General features: G+C 56.4%; 31 protein-coding genes and 1 pseudogene. 22 read left to right on the forward strand and 10 right to left on the reverse strand.

Annotation, left to right across the window (positions count from 1 at the left end):
- The first annotated feature begins 137 nt into the window (after nt 1-137).
- On the forward strand, nt 138-1631 hold the full coding sequence (locus IU367_RS12005; RefSeq protein ID WP_274451989.1) for an alanine/glycine:cation symporter family protein: 1494 nt from the start codon (nt 138-140) through the stop codon (nt 1629-1631).
- Nucleotides 1632-1803: 172 nt separating this feature from the next.
- Here the strand turns inward: IU367_RS12005 and IU367_RS12010 are convergent, their stop codons facing one another.
- Nucleotides 1804-2790, reverse strand: coding sequence for a phage integrase (locus IU367_RS12010; protein ID WP_274451990.1), 987 nt, complete (start codon nt 2788-2790; stop codon nt 1804-1806).
- 385 nt (nt 2791-3175) lie between these two features.
- Between IU367_RS12010 and IU367_RS12015 the strand changes: the two genes are divergently transcribed.
- Nucleotides 3176-4057 carry a hypothetical protein gene (locus IU367_RS12015; protein WP_274451991.1) on the forward strand — a complete coding sequence of 294 codons (882 nt, stop codon included), beginning with the start codon at nt 3176-3178 and terminating at the stop codon, nt 4055-4057.
- A gap of 116 nt (nt 4058-4173) precedes the next feature.
- Here IU367_RS12015 and IU367_RS12020 read toward each other — a convergent pair whose 3' ends face one another.
- Nucleotides 4174-4869, reverse strand: a complete 696-nt coding sequence (locus IU367_RS12020; RefSeq protein WP_274451992.1) for a LexA family protein — start codon at nt 4867-4869, stop codon at nt 4174-4176.
- A gap of 123 nt (nt 4870-4992) precedes the next feature.
- Here IU367_RS12020 and IU367_RS12025 point away from each other — a divergent pair, with 123 nt between their 5' ends.
- The 12 genes and pseudogenes from IU367_RS12025 (at nt 4993) to IU367_RS12080 (ending at nt 10858) form a co-directional block, all read left to right on the forward strand.
- Complete coding sequence (locus IU367_RS12025) at nt 4993-5190, forward strand: Cro/CI family transcriptional regulator (RefSeq protein WP_274451993.1); 198 nt, start codon at nt 4993-4995, stop codon at nt 5188-5190.
- A 21-nt stretch (nt 5191-5211) separates the two neighbouring features.
- Nucleotides 5212-5481, forward strand: a complete 270-nt coding sequence (locus IU367_RS12030; RefSeq protein WP_274451994.1) for a DNA-binding protein — start codon at nt 5212-5214, stop codon at nt 5479-5481.
- Between the two features lie 37 nt (nt 5482-5518).
- On the forward strand, nt 5519-6028 hold the full coding sequence (locus tag IU367_RS12035; protein WP_274451995.1) for a phage regulatory CII family protein: 510 nt from the start codon (nt 5519-5521) through the stop codon (nt 6026-6028).
- 10 nt (nt 6029-6038) lie between these two features.
- Entirely contained in the window at nt 6039-6494 is a 456-nt protein-coding gene (locus IU367_RS12040) for a hypothetical protein (RefSeq protein ID WP_274451996.1), read from the forward strand.
- A gap of 65 nt (nt 6495-6559) precedes the next feature.
- The gene (locus tag IU367_RS12045; protein ID WP_274451997.1) at nt 6560-6748 is read left to right on the forward strand and encodes a hypothetical protein; all 189 of its coding nucleotides are present in this window, start codon (nt 6560-6562) and stop codon (nt 6746-6748) included.
- A 2-nt stretch (nt 6749-6750) separates the two neighbouring features.
- The gene (locus tag IU367_RS12050) at nt 6751-7014 is read left to right on the forward strand and encodes a helix-turn-helix domain-containing protein (RefSeq protein WP_274451998.1); all 264 of its coding nucleotides are present in this window, start codon (nt 6751-6753) and stop codon (nt 7012-7014) included.
- A gap of 172 nt (nt 7015-7186) precedes the next feature.
- Entirely contained in the window at nt 7187-7384 is a 198-nt protein-coding gene (locus IU367_RS12055) for a hypothetical protein (RefSeq protein WP_274451999.1), read from the forward strand.
- Nucleotides 7381-7590: a hypothetical protein gene (locus tag IU367_RS12060; protein WP_042871650.1), complete on the forward strand. Its 210-nt coding sequence runs from the start codon at nt 7381-7383 to the stop codon at nt 7588-7590. Before IU367_RS12055 ends, IU367_RS12060 begins: the two co-directional genes overlap by 4 nt.
- Entirely contained in the window at nt 7587-7889 is a 303-nt protein-coding gene (locus IU367_RS12065; protein WP_274452000.1) for a hypothetical protein, read from the forward strand. Before IU367_RS12060 ends, IU367_RS12065 begins: the two co-directional genes overlap by 4 nt.
- Nucleotides 7886-8143: a hypothetical protein gene (locus tag IU367_RS12070; RefSeq protein ID WP_274452001.1), complete on the forward strand. Its 258-nt coding sequence runs from the start codon at nt 7886-7888 to the stop codon at nt 8141-8143. Before IU367_RS12065 ends, IU367_RS12070 begins: the two co-directional genes overlap by 4 nt.
- On the forward strand, nt 8140-10413 hold the full coding sequence (locus tag IU367_RS12075) for a replication endonuclease (protein ID WP_274452002.1): 2274 nt from the start codon (nt 8140-8142) through the stop codon (nt 10411-10413). The genes IU367_RS12070 and IU367_RS12075 overlap by 4 nt, the downstream gene beginning before the upstream one ends.
- A gap of 56 nt (nt 10414-10469) precedes the next feature.
- Nucleotides 10470-10858: pseudogene (locus IU367_RS12080) on the forward strand (hypothetical protein).
- 126 nt (nt 10859-10984) lie between these two features.
- Here the strand turns inward: IU367_RS12080 and IU367_RS12085 are convergent.
- The 8 genes from IU367_RS12085 to IU367_RS12120 form a co-directional block, all read right to left on the reverse strand.
- The gene (locus IU367_RS12085; RefSeq protein ID WP_274452003.1) at nt 10985-11458 is read right to left on the reverse strand and encodes a hypothetical protein; all 474 of its coding nucleotides are present in this window, start codon (nt 11456-11458) and stop codon (nt 10985-10987) included.
- An 85-nt stretch (nt 11459-11543) separates the two neighbouring features.
- Nucleotides 11544-12611, reverse strand: coding sequence for a hypothetical protein (locus tag IU367_RS12090; RefSeq protein WP_274452004.1), 1068 nt, complete (start codon nt 12609-12611; stop codon nt 11544-11546).
- A gap of 117 nt (nt 12612-12728) precedes the next feature.
- Nucleotides 12729-13076: a hypothetical protein gene (locus IU367_RS12095; protein WP_274452005.1), complete on the reverse strand. Its 348-nt coding sequence runs from the start codon at nt 13074-13076 to the stop codon at nt 12729-12731.
- 98 nt (nt 13077-13174) lie between these two features.
- On the reverse strand, nt 13175-13774 hold the full coding sequence (locus IU367_RS12100; RefSeq protein ID WP_274452006.1) for a hypothetical protein: 600 nt from the start codon (nt 13772-13774) through the stop codon (nt 13175-13177).
- Nucleotides 13775-13882: 108 nt separating this feature from the next.
- Nucleotides 13883-14113 (reverse strand): hypothetical protein, encoded by a 231-nt coding sequence (locus tag IU367_RS12105; protein ID WP_274452007.1) that lies wholly within the window; start codon nt 14111-14113, stop codon nt 13883-13885.
- Between the two features lie 592 nt (nt 14114-14705).
- Complete coding sequence (locus IU367_RS12110; protein ID WP_139401308.1) at nt 14706-14957, reverse strand: Ogr/Delta-like zinc finger protein; 252 nt, start codon at nt 14955-14957, stop codon at nt 14706-14708.
- A 58-nt stretch (nt 14958-15015) separates the two neighbouring features.
- The gene (locus tag IU367_RS12115) at nt 15016-16032 is read right to left on the reverse strand and encodes a phage portal protein (RefSeq protein WP_274452008.1); all 1017 of its coding nucleotides are present in this window, start codon (nt 16030-16032) and stop codon (nt 15016-15018) included.
- The gene (locus IU367_RS12120) at nt 16029-17849 is read right to left on the reverse strand and encodes a terminase large subunit domain-containing protein (protein ID WP_274452009.1); all 1821 of its coding nucleotides are present in this window, start codon (nt 17847-17849) and stop codon (nt 16029-16031) included. Before IU367_RS12120 ends, IU367_RS12115 begins: the two co-directional genes overlap by 4 nt.
- A 176-nt stretch (nt 17850-18025) precedes the next feature.
- On the opposite strand from IU367_RS12120, the gene IU367_RS12125 reads away from it, so the two are divergent.
- The 8 genes from IU367_RS12125 (at nt 18026) to IU367_RS12160 (ending at nt 24042) form a co-directional block, all read left to right on the forward strand.
- Nucleotides 18026-18868 carry a GPO family capsid scaffolding protein gene (locus tag IU367_RS12125; protein WP_274452010.1) on the forward strand — a complete coding sequence of 281 codons (843 nt, stop codon included), beginning with the start codon at nt 18026-18028 and terminating at the stop codon, nt 18866-18868.
- 9 nt (nt 18869-18877) lie between these two features.
- Nucleotides 18878-19930, forward strand: a complete 1053-nt coding sequence (locus IU367_RS12130) for a phage major capsid protein, P2 family (RefSeq protein ID WP_274452011.1) — start codon at nt 18878-18880, stop codon at nt 19928-19930.
- A 3-nt stretch (nt 19931-19933) separates the two neighbouring features.
- Nucleotides 19934-20662 (forward strand): phage terminase small subunit, encoded by a 729-nt coding sequence (locus IU367_RS12135; protein ID WP_274452012.1) that lies wholly within the window; start codon nt 19934-19936, stop codon nt 20660-20662.
- 114 nt (nt 20663-20776) lie between these two features.
- Nucleotides 20777-21238, forward strand: a complete 462-nt coding sequence (locus IU367_RS12140; RefSeq protein WP_274452013.1) for a head completion/stabilization protein — start codon at nt 20777-20779, stop codon at nt 21236-21238.
- A 20-nt stretch (nt 21239-21258) separates the two neighbouring features.
- On the forward strand, nt 21259-21771 hold the full coding sequence (locus tag IU367_RS12145; RefSeq protein ID WP_420796503.1) for a phage tail protein: 513 nt from the start codon (nt 21259-21261) through the stop codon (nt 21769-21771).
- A complete protein-coding gene (locus IU367_RS12150) occupies nt 21768-22454 on the forward strand; it encodes a phage virion morphogenesis family protein (RefSeq protein WP_274452015.1) in 687 nt (228 codons plus the stop codon). The genes IU367_RS12145 and IU367_RS12150 overlap by 4 nt, the downstream gene beginning before the upstream one ends.
- A gap of 4 nt (nt 22455-22458) precedes the next feature.
- Nucleotides 22459-23583: a DUF2586 domain-containing protein gene (locus IU367_RS12155; protein WP_274452016.1), complete on the forward strand. Its 1125-nt coding sequence runs from the start codon at nt 22459-22461 to the stop codon at nt 23581-23583.
- A 3-nt stretch (nt 23584-23586) separates the two neighbouring features.
- Nucleotides 23587-24042, forward strand: a complete 456-nt coding sequence (locus tag IU367_RS12160; protein ID WP_042654650.1) for a phage protein — start codon at nt 23587-23589, stop codon at nt 24040-24042.
- Nucleotides 24043-24044 lie beyond the last annotated feature (2 nt).

Genomic DNA, 24044 nt, shown 5'->3' on the forward strand with positions numbered 1-24044 from the left:
AAATGGATATGTTAAAACCCGCGGACTTGGCAGTTGAACATTCCGCACACCATTGAGTGGCCCCCTTGGTCACTCACTATTTTAAGGGAGCGGGGCGCAGACCCCGCCAAGACAGCACGACAAAGGAGTTGTTGTACATGAATGAGATCGTCAATGCCATCAATGGGGTGATTTGGAGCCCAGCGCTCATCTTTCTGTGTCTGGGGGTAGGCCTCTACTTCTCCCTGCGCAGCCGCTTCCTGCAACTGCGTCACATCAAGGAGATGATCCGGCTGATGTTTGATGGCAAGAGCACGGATGCTGGCGTCTCCTCCTTCCAGGCGCTGGCTATGACCCTGGCCGGTCGCGTGGGTACCGGTAACATCGCGGGTGTGGCTACCGCCATCACCTTCGGTGGCCCGGGCGCCCTGTTCTGGATGTGGATGGTCGCCTTCCTCGGCGCCAGCTCCGCCTTCGTGGAGTCCACCCTGGGTCAGGTCTACAAAGAGAAGATCAACGGCGAATACCGCGGTGGCCCGGCCTTCTACATAGAGAAAGGGCTCGGCATGAAGTGGTATGCCTGGACCTTCGCCATCTCCACCATCTTCGCCTGCGGCGTGCTGCTGCCGGGGGTGCAGGCCAACTCCATCGGCTCCAGCCTGCAGACCGCCTTTGATATCGATCCGAACGTCACCGCCGCCGGTCTGGCGCTGCTGCTCGGCTTCATCATCTTCGGTGGTGTGAAGCGCATTGCCAGCTTCGCCAGCACAGTGGTGCCCTTCATGGCGCTGGGCTACATCATAGTGGCCTGCGTCATCATAGCCCTCAACATCACGGCCCTGCCGGGCGTGATCCTGCTGATCTGGAAGAGTGCCTTCGGCTTTGACGCCGGCTTTGGCGCCATTTTGGGTCTGGCCATCATGTGGGGGGTCAAGCGCGGGGTTTACTCCAACGAAGCGGGTCAAGGTACCGGACCGCACGCCTCCTCCGCCGCCGCTGTGAGCCACCCGGCCAAGCAGGGTCTGGTACAGGCGTTCTCCGTCTATATCGATACCCTGTTCGTCTGCTCCGCCACCGGCTTCATGCTGCTCATTACCGGGCTTTATAACGTGCAGGGACCGGATGGTGCCGCCCTCTACACGGGGATCGCCGGCATAGCCGCAGGGCCTGGTTATGTGCAGACCGCCATGGAGAGCATGATGCCCGGCTTTGGCAGCATGTTCGTGGCCATAGCGCTGTTCTTCTTCGCGTTCACCACAATCGTCGCTTACTACTACATAGCCGAGACCAACATCGCCTACATCAATCGCAAGGTGAACCGTCCCTGGCTGACCTTCATGCTCAAGTTGACGCTGATGGCCTCCACCGTCTACGGCACCGTCAAGACCGCCGATCTGGCCTGGGGTCTGGGTGATATCGGGGTCGGCCTGATGGCCTGGCTCAACATCATCGCCATCCTGCTGCTGCAAAAGACCGCCTTCGCCTGCCTGCGGGATTATGAAGCCCAGCAGGCCAAGGGGCTGGATCCCGTGTTCCACCCGGAAAAACTCGGCATCAAGAACGCCGATTACTGGATGGGCCACCGCTCCGAAGACAACCTGGAGCAGGAGAAGGCCGGCCACCCGTTCGAGCCGGATCGCAAGATCTCCTGAACGCAATGCCCAGTAAAAATGGCAGCCTCGGCTGCCATTTTTATTTCTTTAAATTCAACAACTTGCAATAAAATCAAATAGTTAAGTGCCACGCAAGGGGACGCTATGGGACGAGGAAAGACACCAATATTGGCAAAATGTGGACACTTTTTGCCGCCCATTCCCGGGCAGTTCAAGCTGGCTGAAGATGGTTTTCCAGAGGGTTGAAGCGGACCACATCATTAAGATAATCCGGTGCAAAGTGGGCATAGGTCATCGTCTGATGAATGTTCTGATGCCCAAGAATTTTTTGCAGCGCCAAGATATTTCCACCCGCCATCATAAAGTGAGAAGCGAACGTATGGCGCAGCACATGTACCGCCTGCCCTACTGGCAAATCAGGGGCAACTTGCTTGATCACGTCACGCACCAGCAGATAATCAACGTCCTGAAATAACGGGCCACGCCGAACACCCTGGGTGATCTCTTTCGCCAGGGCGGCCGAGATGGGCACTGTCCGGTTCTTGCCGTTCTTGGTGTTGATGTAGGTCACCCGGCTGGCAATCACATCATCTCGCCGCAGGCCCGTCGCCTCGCTCCAGCGGGCTCCGGTGGCCAAACACAACTTGACCACCTTCAGGTTGTCACCTATCAGCACCGCCAGCAGGCTACCAATTTCCTCATGGGTGAGATACCCCATAGCGCGGTCTACCTGTTTGACCTTTTTCAGCCCCTTGAGCGGGTGTTCATTGTGGTAGTGCCCCAATGCAATCAGCACGGAAAAGACACCACTAAGCCTATCTTGCTCCCAGTTGAGCGTACTGGGTTGGCAACCGGCTTGCAGGCGTTGCGCCCGATACTCTGCAAACAACAGTCGGTTTATTTGCCTAGCCTGGGGATAGCCCAACGCCGTATCTAATTTGCGCAGTCGAGTAATAGCATTTTCCCCCGACTTCAGAGTCTGGCCATGGTAGCGCCACCAGAGTTCGATAAGCTCGGAGAGCGTCCGGTTATCTGCCGGGCGCTCCACCCACTCTTTGTTGTGTTCGGTGGCGATCACCCAGCGCTCAAACTGCTGGGCCTCGGATTTGGTCTTGAAGCGCTTGCGGATCCGCTTGCCCTCCCTTCCCTGCGGACGGATATCGACCAAGTAGCCCTCGGGAGTGGACTTGATGCTCATCGGCCCCTCCTATAAAGAAAGGCTTTCTCCAATCGCAGGTGACCACTTAGTAGCACCGATCCCAAGATTCGTTCGTTGACTCTCATCGCCCCTCCACCAAACAACTGTAATTTTATACAGTAATCAATGGTCATTGGTAGTGTTTACGTGAGGCGAATGCATACATGAGGGAGTAGTAGATGATGGATATCATCGAAGCGGTAGTAATAACTCGAGGGCACACAAACTATCAAGTTAGATCTAATCAGAGCAGCTATATTAGTTGTAGTTAGTTTGATAAACAGCACTATCAGTGCTTGGAATACCAATTTGACAGCGAATGGACTTGGGGTGAAAGCTACTGAAAAAAGACAATGTTTCCATACATACATCTTTCGGAGGAATTATGGAACGTCAAAAATTTATCAAACTAATGCGGGCCAGAGGACATTGGAGAGACAGATCTGAAGATTCCGCTGAAATAATGTCATATATTCGTAAGAATGACACTGTCAATGTGATGTTAAATGGACAACCTAAAGGATATTGGGTCAATGGAGAACCTTGCCCCATTCAATTACCGATAATAAATCTAGCTGAAGAAACAAAGCAGGATGGTGAACCCAGCACAACCAAATGGCCACCAGTTCAAGCAACAAAACGGGCCTGTCATGTTTGTGATTTGGGATTCTCTGCTATCAGGGATAACTGTACTGCTGAAAACTTAATTGCTGCAGATCGAGCTCTATCTGATAACAATTATGTTTTCATTGGATATCACGGAACAAACAGACATAATTATTTAAACATGTGCGAAAATGGACTCAATGAGATCTTTTGCGGAACGGGAGATGGTCAAGCTAAAGGTAGTGGTTTTTATATTGCTCGTTTGTTAGGTCTCGCAAAGGATTATAGTGACTCTTCTACGCAAGTTTATAGCGAAGATGGGGGATGCATTCCTAATCCAGAAAATGATAAAGCAACTCCAGCTATTTTAAGAGTGTATGCCAAAGATTTTTCTATTTTTGAACTTGGTATAGATATGGCTTGGGGAGTTGAGTCAACATGTGGAGATCCCAATGGCGATAAGAAAGTAGAGAAAAATGACACTAAAAATTATATGATAGAAAGTAGAAATTCTATGAAAGAAAATATAAAGCATCTGGAGATGGTTATTGCTCCACATATGTACAAGTATCTAACCATACTTCCATTACCAGATAATATAGTCGGTAGTAAACTCGGATTAATTCCCATGGCCCGGTGGCCATCCCATGTTGTGGGTTAATATTATAAAAGACCGAAACTTGATTTATAAGTCGATAGTGAAAATTTTATTAAAATATACTGAATGAACACTTTAGCCGGAAGAAAAATAAACTTAGATATGTAAAACAGGGCGCATTAGCGCCCTGTTTGTCTTTTTCTATATGATCGATGTTCTACCATCACGCCGATGATCTGGATGTGCTGCCGGTCGGAGTGCATGGTGGGGAAATCATCATTGAGGGGGACCAGTTCAAACACCTCTTGTCCGCTCTCGTCGATGCCGCGGGGCCGGTACTTCTTGAAGGTGGCCTCTTCGCTTCCGTTCTTGGCCACGACGAAATCCCCTGGTTGGGGTGCTTCGTCAGGGTCAACGATGATGAGGTCACCTTCCTTGAAGAAGGGTTCCATCGATTTGCCACGCAACCAGAGGCCGAAACCACAAGGGCCGACATCGACCCCCGCCGTCACATACTCGACATTGCCATCAAAAGCAGTGGCCTGCTCACACATCTCGTGCCAGTGGCCTGCCTGGACATAGCTCAGCACCGGTACGCGCGTTCCTTGCGGAATCACTGCTGGTTCAACGTTGTGATAACCAGGTATCTGCGGCTCTCCTGACGAACTTGGGGCATCTCCCTCGCCTGTCAAAAGCCAGTCAACCGTTACTCCCAACGCAGCGGCTAACTCATTGAGGTAGCGACCATTAGGTGTGTTTTCTCCTCGCTCCCATTGGCTAATGGAAACGCGTGATACACCAACCCGTGAGCCGAGAATCTCTTGGCTATACCCGAGTCTCTTACGTATCTGCTTGATGCGTTCGTTTATTTTCATGTAAGCAATCTTACAAGTTGCTTTCGTAGGATTTCTTGTCTTTTTTGTAAGTTTTTCCTTGCATTTACACTTCACCTAGCTTTACATTTGCTTTCGAAAGTAAACCTTACAAGGTGGTGTGTGATGAAGAAAATAGACGCAATTGACCACTTCGGTGGGGCTAACAAATTGGCACAGGCATTGGGCTGCAAGCCTCAAGCCATTTCTCAGTGGAGTGACCTTGTTCCCCAAGGCCGCGCCTACCAAATCGAGGTGCTGACCGGCGGCAAATTGAAAGCCAACACGCGCAGCGTCCCGCAACAATCAACCCCTTGTGTTTGAACCCCCTGAGAAGGATTCACCATGACTGCTCGAATCAAACCCATCCGTATCCCCAGCGACGTAAGCCAATTGCCGCTTGATTACCCCTTTGGCCATCGCGTCAGCGAAAGCCTGGAAGAGTACGCCAAACGCCAGGGCATGAGCATTGGGGCTATCAAGAAACGCGCCGACCGCGGCCAGTTGCCCATCTTGCAAGACGGTCCGGGCGCACCTCGCGAGGTCAACCTTTACGCCCTGTTCCTGCAGGCTCGTTATCAGGCCGAGCGCTACGTCACCATGACGCTCGCATGAACCTGCAGACACCATAACGGGTCAAGGAGAACCTCGCATGTTTACCGAATACGCCAGCAAACATCCGCATTGGATCAGCGCCTGCCAACGCTTTGCGACCAGTCACAACATGGCTCAGATCGCCCAACTCGTCGGCATGAACCCGCAGCTCCTGCGCAACAAGTTAAACCCCGATCAGCCCCATGAACTGACGGTAGCAGAGCTGATTGCCATCACCCAGGCGAGTGGCGGCGATGAAACCCTGTTTGATGGCGCCCTGTTTGGCTGTGGCTTGACGGCAGTTGCCATCCCCCAGGCAGAACGCGCCCCTTCCCTGCCCCATCAGGCGATCGACCTGAACGCCAAGATCGCCAGCATTGGCCAACGAGCCCTGGAGCTGACCGACCGCGGCCGGATCACCCGATCTGAACGCAACACCCTGGTGAGCGTGGCCACCTCGGCCATGGGCTCACTGGCCATCTTGATCCATGACGTAGAAGCCCGCTTTCAAGCGATACCGGCCCTGGCCTGTGCATCAGACATCCTGATGCAAGCCTCGACCATGTAAGGGGGACCCCATGCAAAAACACATTGATTCAGAACAACGCAATCTGGCTGGCCTGACACCACTAGAGCAAGCCGAAATGAATACAGCTGGGCTCGCCCTGCTTCGCGAGCAGTTCGGAAAGAGGCGCTCAAGTCTGGATACCGACTGGCTGGCGATCAGCTCAGCCAAGAAAGCCGCTATTTGCGCCATCGCCCGTCAACCACGCGGCGAACTGATGACGGCCACCCTGTCCGCACTGCCGCACCAGCAGCGTGAGGCCATCAGGCTGGCAGTGATGGCGCTGGATTATCAGGGCGAGTTTCGCTGCGCCTGTGACACGAGGCTATGGCACCCGGTAACAACCACCAGATCCATGAGGGATATCGAGAGAGAGAAGAAAGAGCGAGCCGCCAGGCTGCGCCAAAAGCGCGCCGTTGCGGCTGGCATCGAGATGTGCAGACAAGGCCCGCGACCCATCGGGCAATAAAAAGCCCGCATTACGGAGCTGCAACTCCAAGCGGGCCTCTATCAACAACGTATGAGGAAGTCGACATGACAACTTTAGCGATCCCCTGCGCCCTGCGCAACCTTCGCATCCAGCAACGCAAGCTAGCAGGCCGGTATGGCACCCGTCTTAGCCAACACCCGGACGGCGTGGCGCTTATCGAGCGCTCCACCGCCCTGGCTTGGGCCTCTCTGTTTCACCGCATCAACCCCTGCACCGTTCAACAAGGAGCCTGACCATGACCGCACAACCGACCCAAATCAACCTGCTCAACCATCATGCCGCCAAGCGCCTGCGCCAGTTGCGGGAACGGTTGGCTCTGAGCCGCCCCAAGTTTGCCGCGCTGCTGGATATCCCCCCGACCACGCTCAAGAACTACGAGCTGGGGTACCGCGAGATTGGCGGCGGCCTGTTCCTGCTGATTGCCAACCATGCAGACTTGAAACAGCACCTCAACTGGCTGCTGACCGGGCAGGCCCCCAACCAGATAGCGGAGGCCTGACCATGGCCGCCGTTACCACTCGTCACACCGAACCCACTATCAGGGCCGCCAGTGCCTACCTTGCCAGCCGCGGTTACATCAACTGCGGCACCACCTGGCTGCGCGGCCAACACGGATACGCCCGCATGGAGCGCCTGACGTCTGGCGCTATCCGCATCGTTGAGGGGGTTGCATGAAAAAGCTGTTCAACCACATCCACCCGCAGGCGGCCATCGAGGCCCTGCATGAGCTGTCAACCCGACTGCAGGGCCATACCCGGCATTCTTATCTCTACCGTGGCTCGGAGGGGAACTCCCTGCGGGCCCAAGCCCAACAAAACCTGCGCTGGCATCAGCTGTTTCGCGCGCTGAATCAGAGGGCGCCGGCATGAGCATTGACGCCATTCATATCGCCCAACGGGCCGAACTGGCCGTGTTGCCGCTGCTGACCGAGCTGTTGGCCAGCGGCGAACAGGAGAACCGTATCGCCCTGGGGGAGCTCTACTCAGGCGACCAATACATCCAGGTGCAATTGATCGTGACCAGCAAGCAGGAAGATCTGCTGGATGACGATTCCGTGATGGGGGACGAGGCATGACAGCTGACCTGTTTGAACTGGAGGCCCCTACTGATGACGTGGGCTGCGGTGAAGCAGGCCCAGCACATATGCAGCCACCGGCACCGGTCAGCCAACTTACCAAGCACTGGCAAGCGGCGATGAGGGAATACCTCATCGCCCCAGAGAACGGCGAGGTGGCGGAGCTGCTGGCACTGGGCGCGATCCGTGCCTTGTACTGGCTGGCGCTGGGCAGTGGTGAAGCCGCGCTGGCGACCACCATCGCGAACTGGTGGGCGGATGTGTCTCCCATGCACGGCCTGGGGGAAACCATCAAATGAACTACCGCCTGATATCAATGATGGAGCGGGACTTGGGGTGGTGGTGGGAAGACCTGCGGGGCGCCAGTGCGCGCCTGCAGGGTTACCAGCGTCTGCTCATTGAGTGCCGCCAACTCTCGCCACGGCCAAGGGCCACCATAGCGCTGACCCTACGACAGTGCGCGGCGGCCCGTCGCATCTGCGCTCACTCCTCCCTGGTGATCAAGGGCCACCGCTGCGCCCTCAACTCGCTGCTAGGTACTACTGCCCAATGACCCGCAACACCGTCAAGCTGCCGCTGTCCAAACGGACACTGCGGCAGCGCATCGATACCCTTGCCAACGCCCTGCCCCACCTCGACCTAAGTGCCCTTGGCCCCGTATTTATCGGCACCCCGGGCCAGAGCGATCTAGTGTGGGCTATCCAGCTGCTTGATGGCCTGTCACAACAACTCACGCTGACCTTGTTCAAGCAGTACGTGCGCCGCCGCAAAGATGGCACCAGCCGCAATTGCCGCAACGCCAATATCTGGCTGCGTGAACGAACCAAGTGGGTGCGAGGCCTTATCCAGGCGATCCCGGTCGACCCGCACACCATGCGCGATGAAGAGGGGTGCAAGCGTGTCGCCCACCTGTTTGCCAACCAGACAGCCGCGATCTGGCGCCACATCGAGCAAGACATCAAAGCCGGCGAAAAGCCGGATCTGCTGCTCACCTGGGAAGCTATCCGCCAACCGGCCGACCAATGGGGATTCACTCCCCGAATGCCCAAGTTCAAAAACCAAGAAAGCCAGGATGAATGGATTATCCGGGTGATGGTGCGCCTGCTCTCTGCCAAGTGGTGGGAACGCAGGGTTAACCGTTGCTGGGACAGACTGCAGGAACACATCGCCATTTTGCTCGGCAAGGTGCGCAAAGGGGTGTCCGCCTATATCTCGAACGCCACCATGAAGGTGGTGCGCGAGCGTAAGCGGGCCATGATGCGCTGGCTGGCCGAGTCGGAGGTGATGAACGCCCAGTACGATCTGGTCGTGTCGATGAAGGATTGCTGGGAGGCCAGCACCTCCAATCCGGTCAACCGCCGCAATGAAATGATGACCCGCATGCGCGGCTTTGAGGACTACGCCGAGGAACAGGGCCATGTGGGGGTCTTCTTTACTTGGACCGCCCCGAGCAAATATCACTCCTGGACACAGCAACGTAACAGCCGGGCCATTGAGAACAAACGCTATGCAGGCGCCACCCCGCGTGAAACCTGCGCCTATCTGGCCAAACTGTGGAGCCTGACCCGGGCCGCCCTCAAGCGGAGCGATACCCCCGTCTATGGCTTTCGGGTCTGCGAGCCGCACCATGACGGCACACCGCACTGGCACCTGCTGCTGTTTATGCGCCCGGCCGACAAGTGGCGGGTGATCAGCACCCTGCAGCATTATGCCCTGAGCCATGACCACCAGGAGCTGGAGCGCAACAACCAGGGGATCCCCTTCACCGACATCACCCCCCGCTTTGACTGGAAGGAGATCGACCCAACTAAAGGGGATGCCACTGGCTACATCGCCGCCTATATCGCCAAGAACATCGATGGCGAGCACGTTGACGGTGATGACGAAGCCGGTACCAAAGCAGACATAGGCGCCCAGCATGCCTGCGCTTGGGCGAGTTGGTGGGGGATCCGCACCTTCCAGCAGATCGGCGGTGCCCCAGTCGGGGTATGGCGCGAGCTGCGCCGTATCAGCAACGCCAAGAAGCACGGCGATCTGGTGGGGCCACCCAAACCCGTGCTGCAAGACCCGCGCTTTGAGGCGGCCCGCTATGCCGCGGATAACGGCATCTTCCGCTGCTATATCCAGGCCATGGGTGGTGCCCTCTCTACCCGCGCCGAGCACCCAATCAAACTGGCCCACCTCATCGAGGAGCAGGCCAACTGCTACGGCGAAGACATCAAGCGCTTAATGGGACTGCACACCGCCCACTTGGGTATCAAGACCCGCCTGCAAGGGTGGGAAGTAGTGCCCGCAGGCACCCATGAGGCCACCAAGGCCGCCGGGGCGTCGGGCTGGGGTGTTGGGGTTCAGTCGGGCGACAGCCCGGCTCCTTGGAGCTCTGACAATAACTGTACGCAGCCGGATCCTGCGGCGTTCGCGGATCAGCTAATGGCAGAGCAATGGGGTTTATCACCCTTCTCTATCAGCCGTTTGCACTCAGGTGCCAGCGTCAGCATGGACGGCTTCACCCTCTGGCTGGAGAACGGCCAGCTGCAGTCGAGCCGAGCGATGCCCAACGAGCCGGACTGGGTGCCCGATGGTCAGCAGTCAGCCGAACAGGCCGGAACAGATGAATACGCGATCCCGGCTGATGACCAGGATTGGCCGATGCTTGTTGATCTATGCGCCAAGGTCTACCAGGCACAGGGCCATACCGGTACCTGCAGCTGGATTGAGATGCTGCCCGAGCCCTACCAGTCGGAGATGTGGGCAGAATTGGAGAAGTTAGATGTGCCGGTATGGATGCAGGAACAGGACGACTACAGCGAGGAGTGGGCATGAACATAAACAGCAAATAGACCGTCAGCCGAGAAGAGTACCGCCGCCTAGATAATCGGGTGACCTGCATCCTGCAGCAGCGCTGGCCAGCCAAGGAAATCAGCCAATGGGTGGGGATGCTCAAGGGCAAACAGCAGGCCGTGGCCTGCGCCATCCTCGCCCCGCATCTCTGGCCCTGCCGGCCGTGTCCAACCCGTTTAGGCCAAGCCGAATCGGCCCACCGTGCCGCAGCTCTCAGCAAATGGCCGCCCTGTTGGCCGCCGCTATATCGTGGACGGGCTCCCCCCTGTGGCCATCGACCAGAGCGGTACCATCCGATGCGCAGTCACCGGCCACATCCTCTGGATAGCGCCAGGCAGCCCGACCGATCAAGCCAACCTGGGGGAAGCCGAACCTTAACTCGAAGTACAAACCAGCGATGCACCAAGTGGTGGCTGACCACAGATAAATCAGTACCGGCAGGCAATCATTAGCGATCTGCTCCGCCGTGGTAACAAGGAGGTGCACCTCATCATTCCCGAGGATAAGTCTCTTATTCTGGTATCGAGAGCTAACGCCCACAGCAGCGGCGCATTTATGCGTTCCTCTGACTTTGCTGGTTAGCAGCTTTTCGCGTATGTTTAAAGTCATTGTATTTCGTTCGTTCGGGCTCTTTGCTAAAAAAGAACCAAGGCTTTGCTTCGCGCTTGGCCCTTTCCCAGTCATGTTTTAGCAAAATCGATACACGCTCTATAAATTCTACATGTAAATTCTCTTCAAACTCCCCCATTTTAAAACGCCATATCAAGCTCAATATCGCAAAATCTTCTGTATCTTCAGGATTTAGCAAATGTGAAAACTCTGTATACAACCCGCATAACTTTGAAAGGGCTTTATTTTCAATAGCATTAGTTATATCTAGAGACTTAGCTCTAACTTTATCCCGCCATACTTTTCTTTGTTTAGTTATGTTTTCAATTGCGATTTGCCGCTCAGACTTTCTCAAAGTGACTAATCCCGCAATTAAACCAGCCACCACACCTGAACTTAATACTGTGGTTATATCCATGCGTACTCCTTATTTCCTTAAATGCTAGCGTCTGCGTAATGGGCGTGAACTTACGAACATCCTAATTGGCGAGAGTATTATATGATTAAAACTCTTGCGCATAGACTACTACTCTTTCAATTGAGGCGTCGCCTATAAACTTACCATATAACTCTTCGAGCTCTGCATAGCTTAATTCCTTAGAGCCGATCTTCCCCTTGTTGAAGAGAAACTCAAACATCTCACTTGAAAGGGAAATATCTTTAATGTTCTTGTATTCAAGAACATCTGCACCTCTAACACCTTTGCTGGCGCATTGCTCGATCTTACATATCGGTAAATGCTCGCCTGTAGATATGAATGCTTGATCCGGCTTTTGTAGCTTATCTGTTGGCCGGAGAAATGCAGAACAGCATGGAAACCTATACTCATTCTCTTCTGAATTCGACTCGCAAACACCTTTATCACACAAAAATCCATTCATCTTAGATATTTGGTCGAGCATTCTTTCATCGGAAAGGTAAAGTTTTCGATTTTCCCAGATTTTGTATTGTACTGCGACGATTGCCACAGTTTCGTCACTTAGCGAATGTCTTTCATAAATCAAATCAGCCCCAGTAATATGTTCAATTTTATCGGGATGGAGAACTCTCAACCTTAATATTTTGTCATTTGGAAGCCTAAAATCTCGGTATCCTTGACCTTTTGTCAAACAAGGTATTATTCGCTCAACGTTATATGCATCTCTAAATATGAGCTGGTTCTCAGAGTGTTCTCGAGGCTCTAATTCCTCGCGAGCTTTGTAAAGCTGACCAAGCTTCCTCTTTAACTGATCAACTCGACTCTTGTTTCCTTTCTCTTTTTCAGCAATTTTTAAAAGACCTTCATCTTCCTCAATAGCTGTCTTTACGAGGTCGATGGCATGGACTGTTGCACTATCTCTAATAGACATATATGCGGCTCTTTGCCAATATTCCTTAGTCGTATCACTAACTCGCTCTCTTTTTAACTCACTAACATCGTCACCTAATAGATCCGGATAAAGTGCACCACCCAACTCAAGCGCATTATCATAGGTGGATTTCTCCATATCTCCATTAGATGCAATCTTAGAGAGCCCTCTAAAAGCATTTAAAGAAATCCATTCTGCATTTAATCGATCTATATCTTCCATACAATTCTCGAATTAGATGTTCACATAACGCTAAGCACAGCGGCGACCTTGTAATGGAGGCGAAGCCGCAATGAAAAGGGCGTCCGGCGGCCATCGGCCGCGTACTGATGCGCCTTGTTAACTGTTCATTTCACGACGACTGACAGGCATTCGAGTATCCGCAGTGCGCAACTGCTTTTTGAAGCCTCGATTACCTCGGACTACTTCCTTACCATTCTTATCGACGGTAACAAGCGTCTCTTTCTTAATGTTCTTATACTGGCCGTTCAGTTCGTACTCAAAGCTAACGAGGTCAGTTTTGAATACCCATTGCTGTGAACCTAGCGCAAGAAAGCTGTATTTCTCTCCATCAATGACGAGTAGGTGAGAGTGCAGAGCTTTCGTATTTCCTCCTTTACTTGGAGGTCTTGATTTTTCACTCAAGTACTTTTGATAATCTTCGATCTTGGCTTTTTCTATCTTCACAGAAACCTCGATACGTACAGACAAATACAGTTAACGTTTGGTTAAGGGGCGGGCTTTAGCCCGTCCCAGTGAGCGAAGCGAACGGTTTAAACCATTTGTTATGCGCTCTTCATGTGGTCAAGCCACTCTATTGTTTTTGTGGCAGGGTTTACATGTACAAAAATCAAGCCACTAGGAGGCTTGCTATTTTTTTCGAAACCGATAGCGCTAAGTTCTTTTATACCAGAATGATACTCCGATAGAAATTCTAGGAATATTTCAATAATTTCATTGTAATTATTGTCATCTGCTGGTTTTGGGATAAGTAGTTTGAACCTGTGGTTATCGTTAGCCTCTGCATATATTGCGAAGGCTAAGGTGTAAGGGTTGTCTTTACTGATTTTCCCTTTTGTGCCGTAAAGCACGGGCTCAATTTTTGGTTGCGACATAACTTTTGTCGTGGTTTCAGAAAGCTTTTTCTTAAGAATGGCGTAATGGTCTTTCCCCATTTCTCCGAAAAAAGCTTCAAAATATGGCTTTGAAATGTAAGCGGCTACAAGTGGAAAGATGAACCATTCTAAACATGCTTGAGGCCCACTTGGAGGTCTAGACTCGACTGATACTTTAATTTTGTCATCGCTAAGCCCCTCTTTGAAATCTTGGAATAGATCTTCCGGAAGGCTTTCTTCATATATCAGTGCGATGTCAGGTTTGCTCATGGCCTCTTCCTTGTGTGCATAACGTTGGAATTCAGCCGCCCCGGTACGGGGTCGGCTGGGATGACTTGTTAGGCAGCAGAGCTGCTATTTCAGTACAACGAGTTCTGCCTAAGGGTAAATGTGTTCGGCTCCAGCATTTACCCAGCGTGCCCACATCGCATCTTGATTCTTACGATGTTCTTCCGAGTTCGGTAGCTCATCAAAGAACTGACACTCTGAGTCTGGAAGACCCCGTAGTTTTGCCAGTTCAGGGCCGCCATGGACGATATATCTTGGGATTGGATAGCCGTTAACATCTAACTCTCCTGGCTTTTTTCCTTGGGAAGATTTTTTATTCATGGTTATATCTCAATGAGTTTTTTCTGGTGAAGTTTTCGGAGGCTGGATCGTGACGTAAACAGGTTACGGTTTCTGATGCCTAACAATTTATTATGCAAAAAGTTTCCACATAATAACGAGCCTCTGTTCTGTATATATTCAACAAACTTTTTGATGCATTAAAAATATCTATGACATTTCAATATTCTACGCTAACCGGCTTGGCCCACGCCGTGGATATGTGGAACCTCTCCTTATTATCCGATAATGAGTCTCACTATTATCTATCGCCTTGTATCTCATCTCCTGGTAAACAAGATGGCTACCGCAAGGGGTTTCAGCTCCCTGCACGCTGCTTTTAACCGGATTGAAGCTGGAAAAACCATCAGGTACGCCTCGGTTGCCTTTGGAACAGTGAGGGATAGATGATAAAGGGTATCAAACGCTGACCATCTCAGTCATCAATAAGTTATCTATGATACTGATTTTTGGTTAATTTTTTGACGCAAGTCAGCAAAATGGGGTAATGAAGTGGGAAGGCTGTGGCTAGCGGCCACGGTGCCTCTACCTAGTGGGGATCCACAATGCGAGAGAGGAAAAACAACTGGGGGCGCTACTGCGCCCCCAGTCCTTTCAGTATCAACTGCCGCCCCTCTGGGGTCAGCGACCCCATCAGGCTCAGCACCAGCTGGTTGGTAGTCTTGGCCGAGGGGCTTAAGGTGTGGGCGAACGACAAGGTGGCCACCCAGCTGTGGCCACACTCGGCATCGGTGCACTGACAATAGAGATCCGAGACATCATCGCTCAGTCGGTTGGTCTTGGTAATGCGGCCCCGCTGGCCACACACTTTGCAATAAACCCGCATTACGCCCCCTTCTCTATCCAAATCAACAGCCTATCTTGCCATAGCAAACACTGTTTGTTTATACAGTTGAACCGATATTCTCCCGAAAATCGACCCAGAGGGAGCGAGGGAGTCCCGCGCTGTTGATGGCATCCTGGATAAGCTCACACAACGGCAGCACCTCGTTGCGGGCATAGGTGGCATCATACTTCTCGGGATCCCCGAGCCCTCCCCCGCCATTGGTCGGAATAATGCCGGCCAGCGCGGCCGGAAAGCGGTGGCTGGTCAATACGTCCTGGGCGGTGATCCCCTTGATGGCCGCAAACTCGTCCTTGGTGGCGATGTCCCCCACCGGAATAAGCTTTATGCCGTCGGGCTTGCCGTCCGGGATGTTGACGAACATGGAGCGAAAGTTCCCCACCCCCTTGCTGTTGGCGATCTTGTCTTTCATCTCCTGCTCGGTGTCGTCGTCCATGTTCGGGTCAGTGGCGTAGAAGATGAACCCCATGTGGGCGCCGTTGAGGAAGTATTTGCGCCGAAACAGGGTGGCATCCTGATTGAGCAGGGCCGACTGCAGGCCGCCCAGGTAATCGGGCATCCCATAGACCTGTTGCTCAGGATCGTACTGGGCCAGCCAGATCACGTCCTCCGGCCGGTAAATCAGGTTCGGCTTGCCCTGCTGCTGCAAATAAACAAAGCAACCGTCTTCGCGCCGGCGCAAGTAGACGCTGGAGAGCGGGTGCAGCCCGACCACTTGGCCAAAGCCGTTACGCAGCTTGAGCATGCCCGCATCCCCGAACTGCAGATAGTTGTGCACGAACGCGGTGATGGTTGCGCGCTGGTTGGTAAAGCGCCCCGCAACCATGTTGCGCCGCGCCATCAGGATGGCCCCGTGGTGGGCATTGGCCCGCACTACCTTGGCCAGCCCCTTGCGCTCGATGGGCGGCTGGTAATACTCGCCGTAGGGGTTGTAGAACACCCCGGTGTAGTCAGTCATCCAGGCGGTGGGGTCTATCTCTTCCGGCATGCTGAACACCACGGAGGGACGCGCGGAAGGGGTGGCCACCTTGGCCTGTGCTTGCTGTCGTTTGGTCATGCTGCCTTTCTCTCCTGGCTGGTGACCCAGCTGGATTTGCGTTTGCGGTTGGTATCGAGCGGCTCATTGGCCACGGCGTGGGCGATGGCAAAGAACACGTCAGCGTGTCCGGTCACATTGTCGCGGGCGGCCCGAAACGTCATCTGACCGCCGCCAGTGGTGCTGCGCTTGATGGCAAGGAACGCCAGCGGAATATCCCGGTCCGCGCTGTCCCACTCGATACGGTTGGCCTCCACCACGTCGATCATCTTGAGCACCAGCCGCGACTTGCTCTCGATGCTGTAGTTGATGGGGTGACATACCCCTTTGAACACGGGTTTCAAGAGGTCATAGACCCCGGAGCCGATACCGGATACATCGACCCCGAGATAGGTGACCCGGAATTTCTTGGCGATCCGCGTGATCTCCTGCGCTTGGTACTGGAAGTTGAGCCCGCGCCAGTAGTGCTTTTCCAGCACCCGGAACCGTTCGCCAGCAACGGTGGGTGGGGCGACCACCACCAGGGTGGCGTTGTCGCGGGTGCGGCTCGGGTCGTAGCCCATCCACACCTCTCGCCGCCCGAACGGGTCAGGCCGCCCGGGCTTGTAGTCCTCCCACCGGGTCGGGTCCACCCCTGCCCGCTCCATATCCTGGAACTTGAACACCGACAGCGCATCGTCGATAAAGCGGCACAGGTAGAGGCGATCGAACACCTCCTCCGGGTATTCGTCTTTGAGATCCTCAATGTCGATGAGGTTGCAGCCCAGGCGAATAGCATCCTCGATGGTGATGACATAGCGCCACTGACGGTCTTGGCAGACCCGTCCGCCATCGCGCATCTCATCTTCACCAGGGAAGTCGATGGCCACCCGGCTCGGGCGCTGTCCCTTCCAGCGATCCCCGGTCCAGAACCGGTACGCTTCGTGAACCTTGCTGGATGGGGTCGAGAAGTAAGTTTTGCGCCAGCGGCTCTGGGTCGCCATGGCGCTGGCCACGTCCGACAGCTTCTCGAAGTTGGGGATCCAGAAGTACTCGTCGATGTAGACGTTGCCGGAACGGGACTGGGCGCTGTTAGAGTTGGTCGAGCAGAAGTGCAGCTCTGCCCCGTTCGACAAGACGATGGGGTTACCGGTCAGGGTCAGCCCAAGGAAGGTCTGGGCAATCTTGCAGATGTAGGAGCGGAACACCTCCGCCTGGGCCCGGGTGGCTGACAGGAAGATCTGGTTACCGCCGGTCAGAATCGCATCTTCCAGCGCCTCGCCGGCGAAGTAGTAAGTCATGCCGATCTGGCGGGATTTGAGGATATTACGGGTGCGCGGCAAGGCCGGGTCGTTCTTGGCCTCCCGGCAGCGCAGCTGATAGCCAAACAAGGTACCCAGCCACTCGGCAAAGTCATCGGCTGTCAGGTGGCCGACCTCGTTCTTGGCCTTCTTGCCGCCCTTGCCCTTGCTGCTGCCACTATCCTGGCCACCTCGGCCACGGCGCGGCCGTTCGGCGGTCGGTTCATCGCCACTCTCGCGGCGAGCGGCGAGCGCCTGCTGCCGCTCGGCCCACTTGAGGGCCTTCTCTTTCAGGCTGACATGGTGGCAGACCAGCCGGTCAATCTCATCCATCTCGGCGCTGGTTTTCTTCTCACGCCCCAACAGGGAGTGCAGGCGGCGGGCAATGGCATCCTCTACCGCTTCATCAGTGAGCAGCTCCCGCCAGCCGAGCTTTTCGGCCCAGTAGTAGACAATGCGGCAGGAGTTCAGACCTAGTTCGTCCTTGATCTCCTGGGGGGTCCATCGCTTAAGGTAGAGTCCCCGCGCGGCATTGCGGATCTCTTCGGGATACGCCACGGCGCCTCCATCAATATGAATGATGGCGCCATCATAGCCAGCCCACTATCCCCACTTATCCCACTGATGTTCTGAGCAATTCGGATATCCAGCAGGATCCGAATCCCCCCGAACACAACCGGATGAATACCCCTTCCCGACCCGATAGCCTGAGCCCGTATCAATTGGGAGCAGGCATGAACGAATCAACCTTGAGAACTGGCTTTGTCTGTATCGCCACCGAAGGCAAAGCGGTGGACGGCCGAGACATCACCCGCGACTGGCTGGTCGACATGGCCGAGACCTACGACCCGACCTATTACACCGCCGTCATCTGGCCAGAGCACGATCGCTGGTCCAGCTATGGCACCGTGCAGGCGCTCAAGACCGAAGAGGTCGACGGCAAGCTCAAACTGTTCGCCGTCCTCTGCCCCAACCGGGATCTCGTCTACTGGAACCAAAGCGGCCAGTACCAGTTCTGTTCCATCGAACCGTTCGAGCAATTCGCCGATCTGGGCCGAACCTACTTGATTGGCCTGGGCGTCACCGACCAGCCAGCCAGCACCGGCACCACCCATCTCAAGTTCAGCAAGAGCAGCAAGGGCCAAACCATCGGCACCAGCGAACCGCTGGATCTCTCCATGCTCAAGCTGCCCAAGCACGAGAAGCCCGACAGCCTGCTCTCAAAGCTGTTCAACCTACTGTCCAGCCATGGCGAGCACGAACCACAACCCACCCCCAGCCAATCCGAGGATGAGGAAATGAAACCAGAACAGTTCGATCAGATGCTGGGGGCCCTGACAGGCCTTGGCACCAAGATCGATGCCTTCAGCGCCAAGCTGGAAACCAAACCGGAGACCGAACCGGCCCCGGTCATCGACCCGGCAAAAGAAGACAAACCCGGCGTCACCACCGAGCAGTTCAACCAGCTGCAAACCCAGCTCTCAGAACTGACCGCCAAGATCGACAAGTTCTCCGTTGAAGTGCCGGGCCAGCGCCCAGGTGAGCTCGGCGGTGACGATACCCCCACCGCATATTAAGGAGCGACCGTGAGTCAGACCCTAACCGTCCAGGCCCGTCAGCGCCTCGAAAAATACAGTGCTGCCCTGGCCAAGACCTATGGCATCCCCGTTAACGTGCTGGACAAACAGTTCAGCGTCATCAGTGGCCCGGTGGAAACCGGCCTGCGCGCGGGCCTGCTCGCCTCGGTCGAGTTCCTGAACCTCATCACCTGCATGGATGTGGATCAGATCAAGGGCCAGGTGGTGCAAGTCGGCATCGGCAAGCTGTTCACCGGCCGCAAGAAAAATGGCCGCTTCAACGGCAAGGTCGGCGTGGATGGCAACACCTACGAGCTGACCGAGACCGATTCGTGCGCCTCGCTCGACTGGGCGACCCTGTGCGTCTGGGCCAACGCCGGCAGCGAGGGCGAGTTCATCCGCCTGGTCGGTGAGTTCATCAACACGGCATTCGCCCTCGACATCCTGCGGGTCGGCTGGAACGGCGTCTCTGCCGAAGAGACTACCGACCCCGATGCTCATCCGCTGGGTGAAGATGTCAACAAGGGTTGGCATCAGATCGCCCGCGAGTGGAACAAAGGTAGCCAGATCATCAAGGCCGGGGCCGGCAAGAAAATCCACTTCGACCCGGACGGCAAGGGCGATTACAAGACCCTGGACGAGATGGCCTCCGATCTTATCAACACCACCATCGATCCCCTGTTCCGCCAAGACCCACGCTTGGTGGTGCTGGTCGGTACCGAACTTGTGGCAGCTGCCCAGGCCAAGCTCTACAGCGAAGCCACCAAGCCGAGCGAGCAGATCGCCGCCCAGAAGCTGGCCGAGTCCATCGCCGGGCGCAAGGCCTACATCCCGCCCTTCTTCCCGGGCAAGCGGATGGTGGTCACCACCCTGGACAACCTGCACTGCTACACCCAGCGCGGTACGCGCAACCGCAAGGCCGAGGATAACCAGGATCGCAAGTGCTTCGATAACCAGTACTGGCGCATGGAAGGCTATGCCCTGGGCGAGCACCTGGCCTATGGCGGCTTTGAAGAGGCCGACATCGAGATCGGCGCCGCACCGGCAGCGCCCGAGGCCTAAGTCATGAGCTCACCCGGTCAACGTCACAAGCAGCGCGTTCAAGCCATGCAGGGGGCCGAGCAGGCCGCCTGCTCTGGCATGGCCACCGGTGCAGTGGCAGACAGCCTGCACCTGCAACTGGTTGCCCTGGAACAGGACATTGCCCGCTTGCGCAAACTGGCGCGCATCGGTGACCGGGTGAACATGAAACGCGATGAGCTGATGCCCAAGTACCGCCCCTATGTGGAGCGCTATCTGGCCGCCATCAGTGAGTCCGGCCAGCCCTACCAGAACGAGCTGTTTCAGCGCCTCATCATCTGGGCCTTTGACGTCGGGGATTTTGATGCAGGCATTGCCTGGGCAGAGCTCGCCATTGCTCAGGGGCAGCGCACCCCGAACAACATCAAGCGCGACTGGGCCCACTTCGTGGCCGACACCGTGCTGGAGTGGGCCGAGAAGCAGTCCGCCGAGGGTCATGCCGTCGAGCCCTGGTTCTCCCGGGTATTCGACAAGGTGCGCAATGACTGGCGCCTCAACGAGCGGTTGACCGCCAAGTGGTTCAAGGCCGCCGGTTGCCTGCTGCTGCGTGACCACGACGGCCAGCCCCGCCCCAGCGCAGTGGGCGACAACGCCACCCTGGAACAAGCCGATCACTGGCTGGCCCAGGCCGACAAGCTGCACAGCAAGGTGGGCGTCGGCACCTTGCGCCAAAAGATTGCCATGCGCCTGCGGGCGCTGAATCCGGAGCAATAAGACTCTCCGCGCCACCGCACCCCGGCGCGAATGCCATGGGCAGCCTTTGGCTAACCCAGCGGCAATTGCGTGGCTACAGGGGTGCCCCATTTCAACCAACCAGCGAGGCAAGCCATGTTTGCAGGCAAGGACATCGACTACAGCGCCGCCACTATCCGCAATGACGGGTTCTGGCCGGATGTGGCCGTCGCTGACTTCGAGCGCCGCCGCGCCCTGCCTGCTGATCTGGATACCCAGACCACCGGCGCCGCCCTGCTGGCCGCCGTCTCTGAAATCAACCTGCAGCTCGAAAGCCATCAGGCCGCGCTGCTGGGCAAGGGCTACACCACCGCCGCCGAGGTACCCGGGCCCAGCCTGGAAGGCGGCACCAATGCGCTGACAGAGCAGTATCTGGCCGCCGTCTTTGCCCGCGCCAAGGCGGCCCTGCTGCCCGAGTTCGCCAGCGTCACCGAGCGGGCCACCGCCAACAACCAGGTAGAGCGATCGCCAGACCAGCGCGCCCACCTGCTGGCCGAGAGTCAGCAGTTGGTGCGCAGCATCAAGGGCAAGCACAGAGCGGGGGTCTCGCTGATATGAGCCCAGATAAAAATGCAGGCATGAACGAGCAACAGGCCCAGGGCTATTTCCTGCAGGCGCTCCACGCCGAGCTGTTGCGGGTGCTCCCGGCCAAGTGCCACAAGTCGCTGGATAGCTGGATGGAGAACGGCACCATCCGGCTGGAGCCCAAGAACATGGGCCCCACTGGGGTGGATGTGGCCTGGCTCACCTATCAGGCGGTGTTCACCATCGAGCAGCTGCCGTTTCGCGAACTGGATCCGGCCATCGTGTTGGCCGCTGTCGCCGCCTGGGTGCAGGAGAACGACCCATTCCGCGAGAAGTTCGAGCTGGACGATCCCGATTACGCCGTCACCCCAAACGATGAGAAGACCGCCGATCTCGAGATCCAGCTCGCCTTTACCGAGCCGCTTCGCCTTATCGAGCATCCGCAAGGCCCGATCAACTGGATGGGCAAACGCTGGAACGTGGGTCCGTATGAAATCTGGGTGGCCGACCATATCGACCTGAACGTGGGTGATACCGGCCATCACCAGGTCGGTGGCCAGTCATGATCACCATCACCCTGGACACTCGCCGCAGCAAAGACCAGCTCAACCTGCTGGCCCTGCCACCCAAGAAGCGCAAGCGCCTGGTGTGGCGCGCAGCCAACGAGATGAAGAAGCTGGCCGCCCGTAACGTGCGCCAGCAACAAGACCCCAACGGCCAGCCGTGGGCACCGCGCAAGCGGGGCAAACGCAAGATGTTGCGTGGCCTGCCCAAGCTGTTGCAGATCCGCGAGCCTCGTCAGGACGTGGCAGAGCTGGGGTTCACCAAGGGCACCATGAGCGCCCACGCCGGGGTCATCGCCAACACCCACCAGAAGGGGCACACCTACAAGGTAACGGCAGCCAGCCGGCGCCGTATTGCCCCCAGCGACGGCGGCAAAAACAAGCAGGCCAGCAAGGCACAAGCCCGCAAGTTGCGGGAACTGGGGTTCAAGCGCCCGGGCAAGCGCAAGCGGGCATACCGCTCGGCTTCACTGGGCTGGATAACGGGCAACCTCAACTACGCCCAGGCAGGGTTGCTTATCAAGAAACTCAAGGATGAACCGGTGAAAGAGAGCTGGGAGATCCAGCTACCCGCCCGCCCATTCCTGGGCGCCAACACCCAGCAGCGCGAGCAGGCCTTTGCCCGCGCGCTGCAGAGCATCAACTACGGCTGGGACGTCAACAAACAAGGCATGAAGGGGAAATAACGGCATGTGGCCTTATGTACAGATCAACAACTTGAACCAGATGCAGGGGCCCGTGACGGAAGTCGAGCGTCACCTGCTGTTCATCGGCAGTGCGCCGACCAACACCAACAAGCTGCTCTCGCTCAATACCCAGTCGGACTTTGACAAGCTGCTGGGCGAGGCTGACAGCGAGCTGAAAACCAACCTGCAGGCTGCCATGGCCAACGCTGGCCAGAACTGGACGGCCGCCGCCTTCGTGCTGCCGACCGACATGGATTGGAAGGATGCCGTTCGCACCGTCCAGAAAACCCAGTCATTCGAGGCCGTCGTGGTGCTGGGGCAGGAGTGGGATAAGGCGAAAATCAACGCCGCCCACGCCCTCAACCAGGAGCTGATCGCCAAATGGGGTCGCTGGCAAGCCATGCTGCTGGCGGTACCGGGTATCGTCTCCACCGCCGAGGGTGGTCAGGACTGGAGTGAATACGAGGCAGAACTGGCCGCCCTGCAGGATGGCATCGCGGCGGAATCGGTCTCCCTGATCCCGCAGCTGTGGCCCAACCTCATCGGGGCTTACGCCGGCCGCCTGTGCAACCGGGCAGTGAGCATCGCAGACAGCCCTTGCCGGGTGAAAACCGGCGCTGTGGTCGGCCTTGGGGCGACCCCCAAGGACAAGGACGGCACCGAACTGCCGCTGGCCACCCTGCAGACCCTGGAAGCCAGCCGTTACTCGGTGCCTATGTGGTACCCGGACTTTGACGGCACCTATTGGGCCGATGGCCGCACCCTGGACGTCGAGGGCGGCGACTACCAGGTGATCGAAAACCTGCGCATTGCTTACAAGGTCGCCCGCCGGATGCGCCTGCGCGCCATAGCCCGCATCGGCGATCGCTCGTTCAACTCCACCCCGGGCAGCACCGAGGCCGCCGTCATGTTCTTTGGCAAGGACCTGCGCCAGATGGCCAGCGCCATCACCATCAACGGCCAACCGTTCCCGGGTGACATCGCCTCCCCCAAGGATGGCGACATCCGCATCCAGTGGACCGCCAAGAACCTGGTCTCCATCTATGTGGTGGTGCGCACCGTGGACTGCCCCAAAGGGATCACCGTCAACATCATGCTCGATTTGATCCTCAACAACGGGGAGGGCTAACCCATGACCCGCCGTATTTCAGGCCAGTCCTTCGATACCACCCTGATGGGCACCATGGTGCACATCGAGAAGGCCAGCCTCTCCATCACCGACAACAGCGCCGTGGCGCAAACCCGTGGCATCCCTGATGGCTATATCGATGGGGATGTGGCCGCAGAGCTGGAGTTCGAGCTCGATGCCAAGAACTTCAAGATGCTGTGTGAGAGCGCCAAGCGTCAGGGCAGCTGGCGCGGCATGAAGCCGGACGATGTGCTGTTCTACGCCGACACCGGCGACGAGACCATGAAGGTGGAAGCCTTTGGCGTGAAGCTGGTGATCTCTGACCTGCTCGATATCGATCCCAAGGGCGGCAGCAAGGGGGTGCACAAAATCAAGGGGTTCGTCACCTCCCCGGACTTCGTGCACATCAACGGCATGCCGTACCTGTCGGATGACGACACCCGTCACCTCAAGGGCTAACC

It is taken from the genome of Aeromonas bestiarum, from assembly GCF_028751155.1.
In the GTDB taxonomy this organism is placed as follows: Bacteria; Pseudomonadota; Gammaproteobacteria; order Enterobacterales; family Aeromonadaceae; genus Aeromonas; species Aeromonas bestiarum.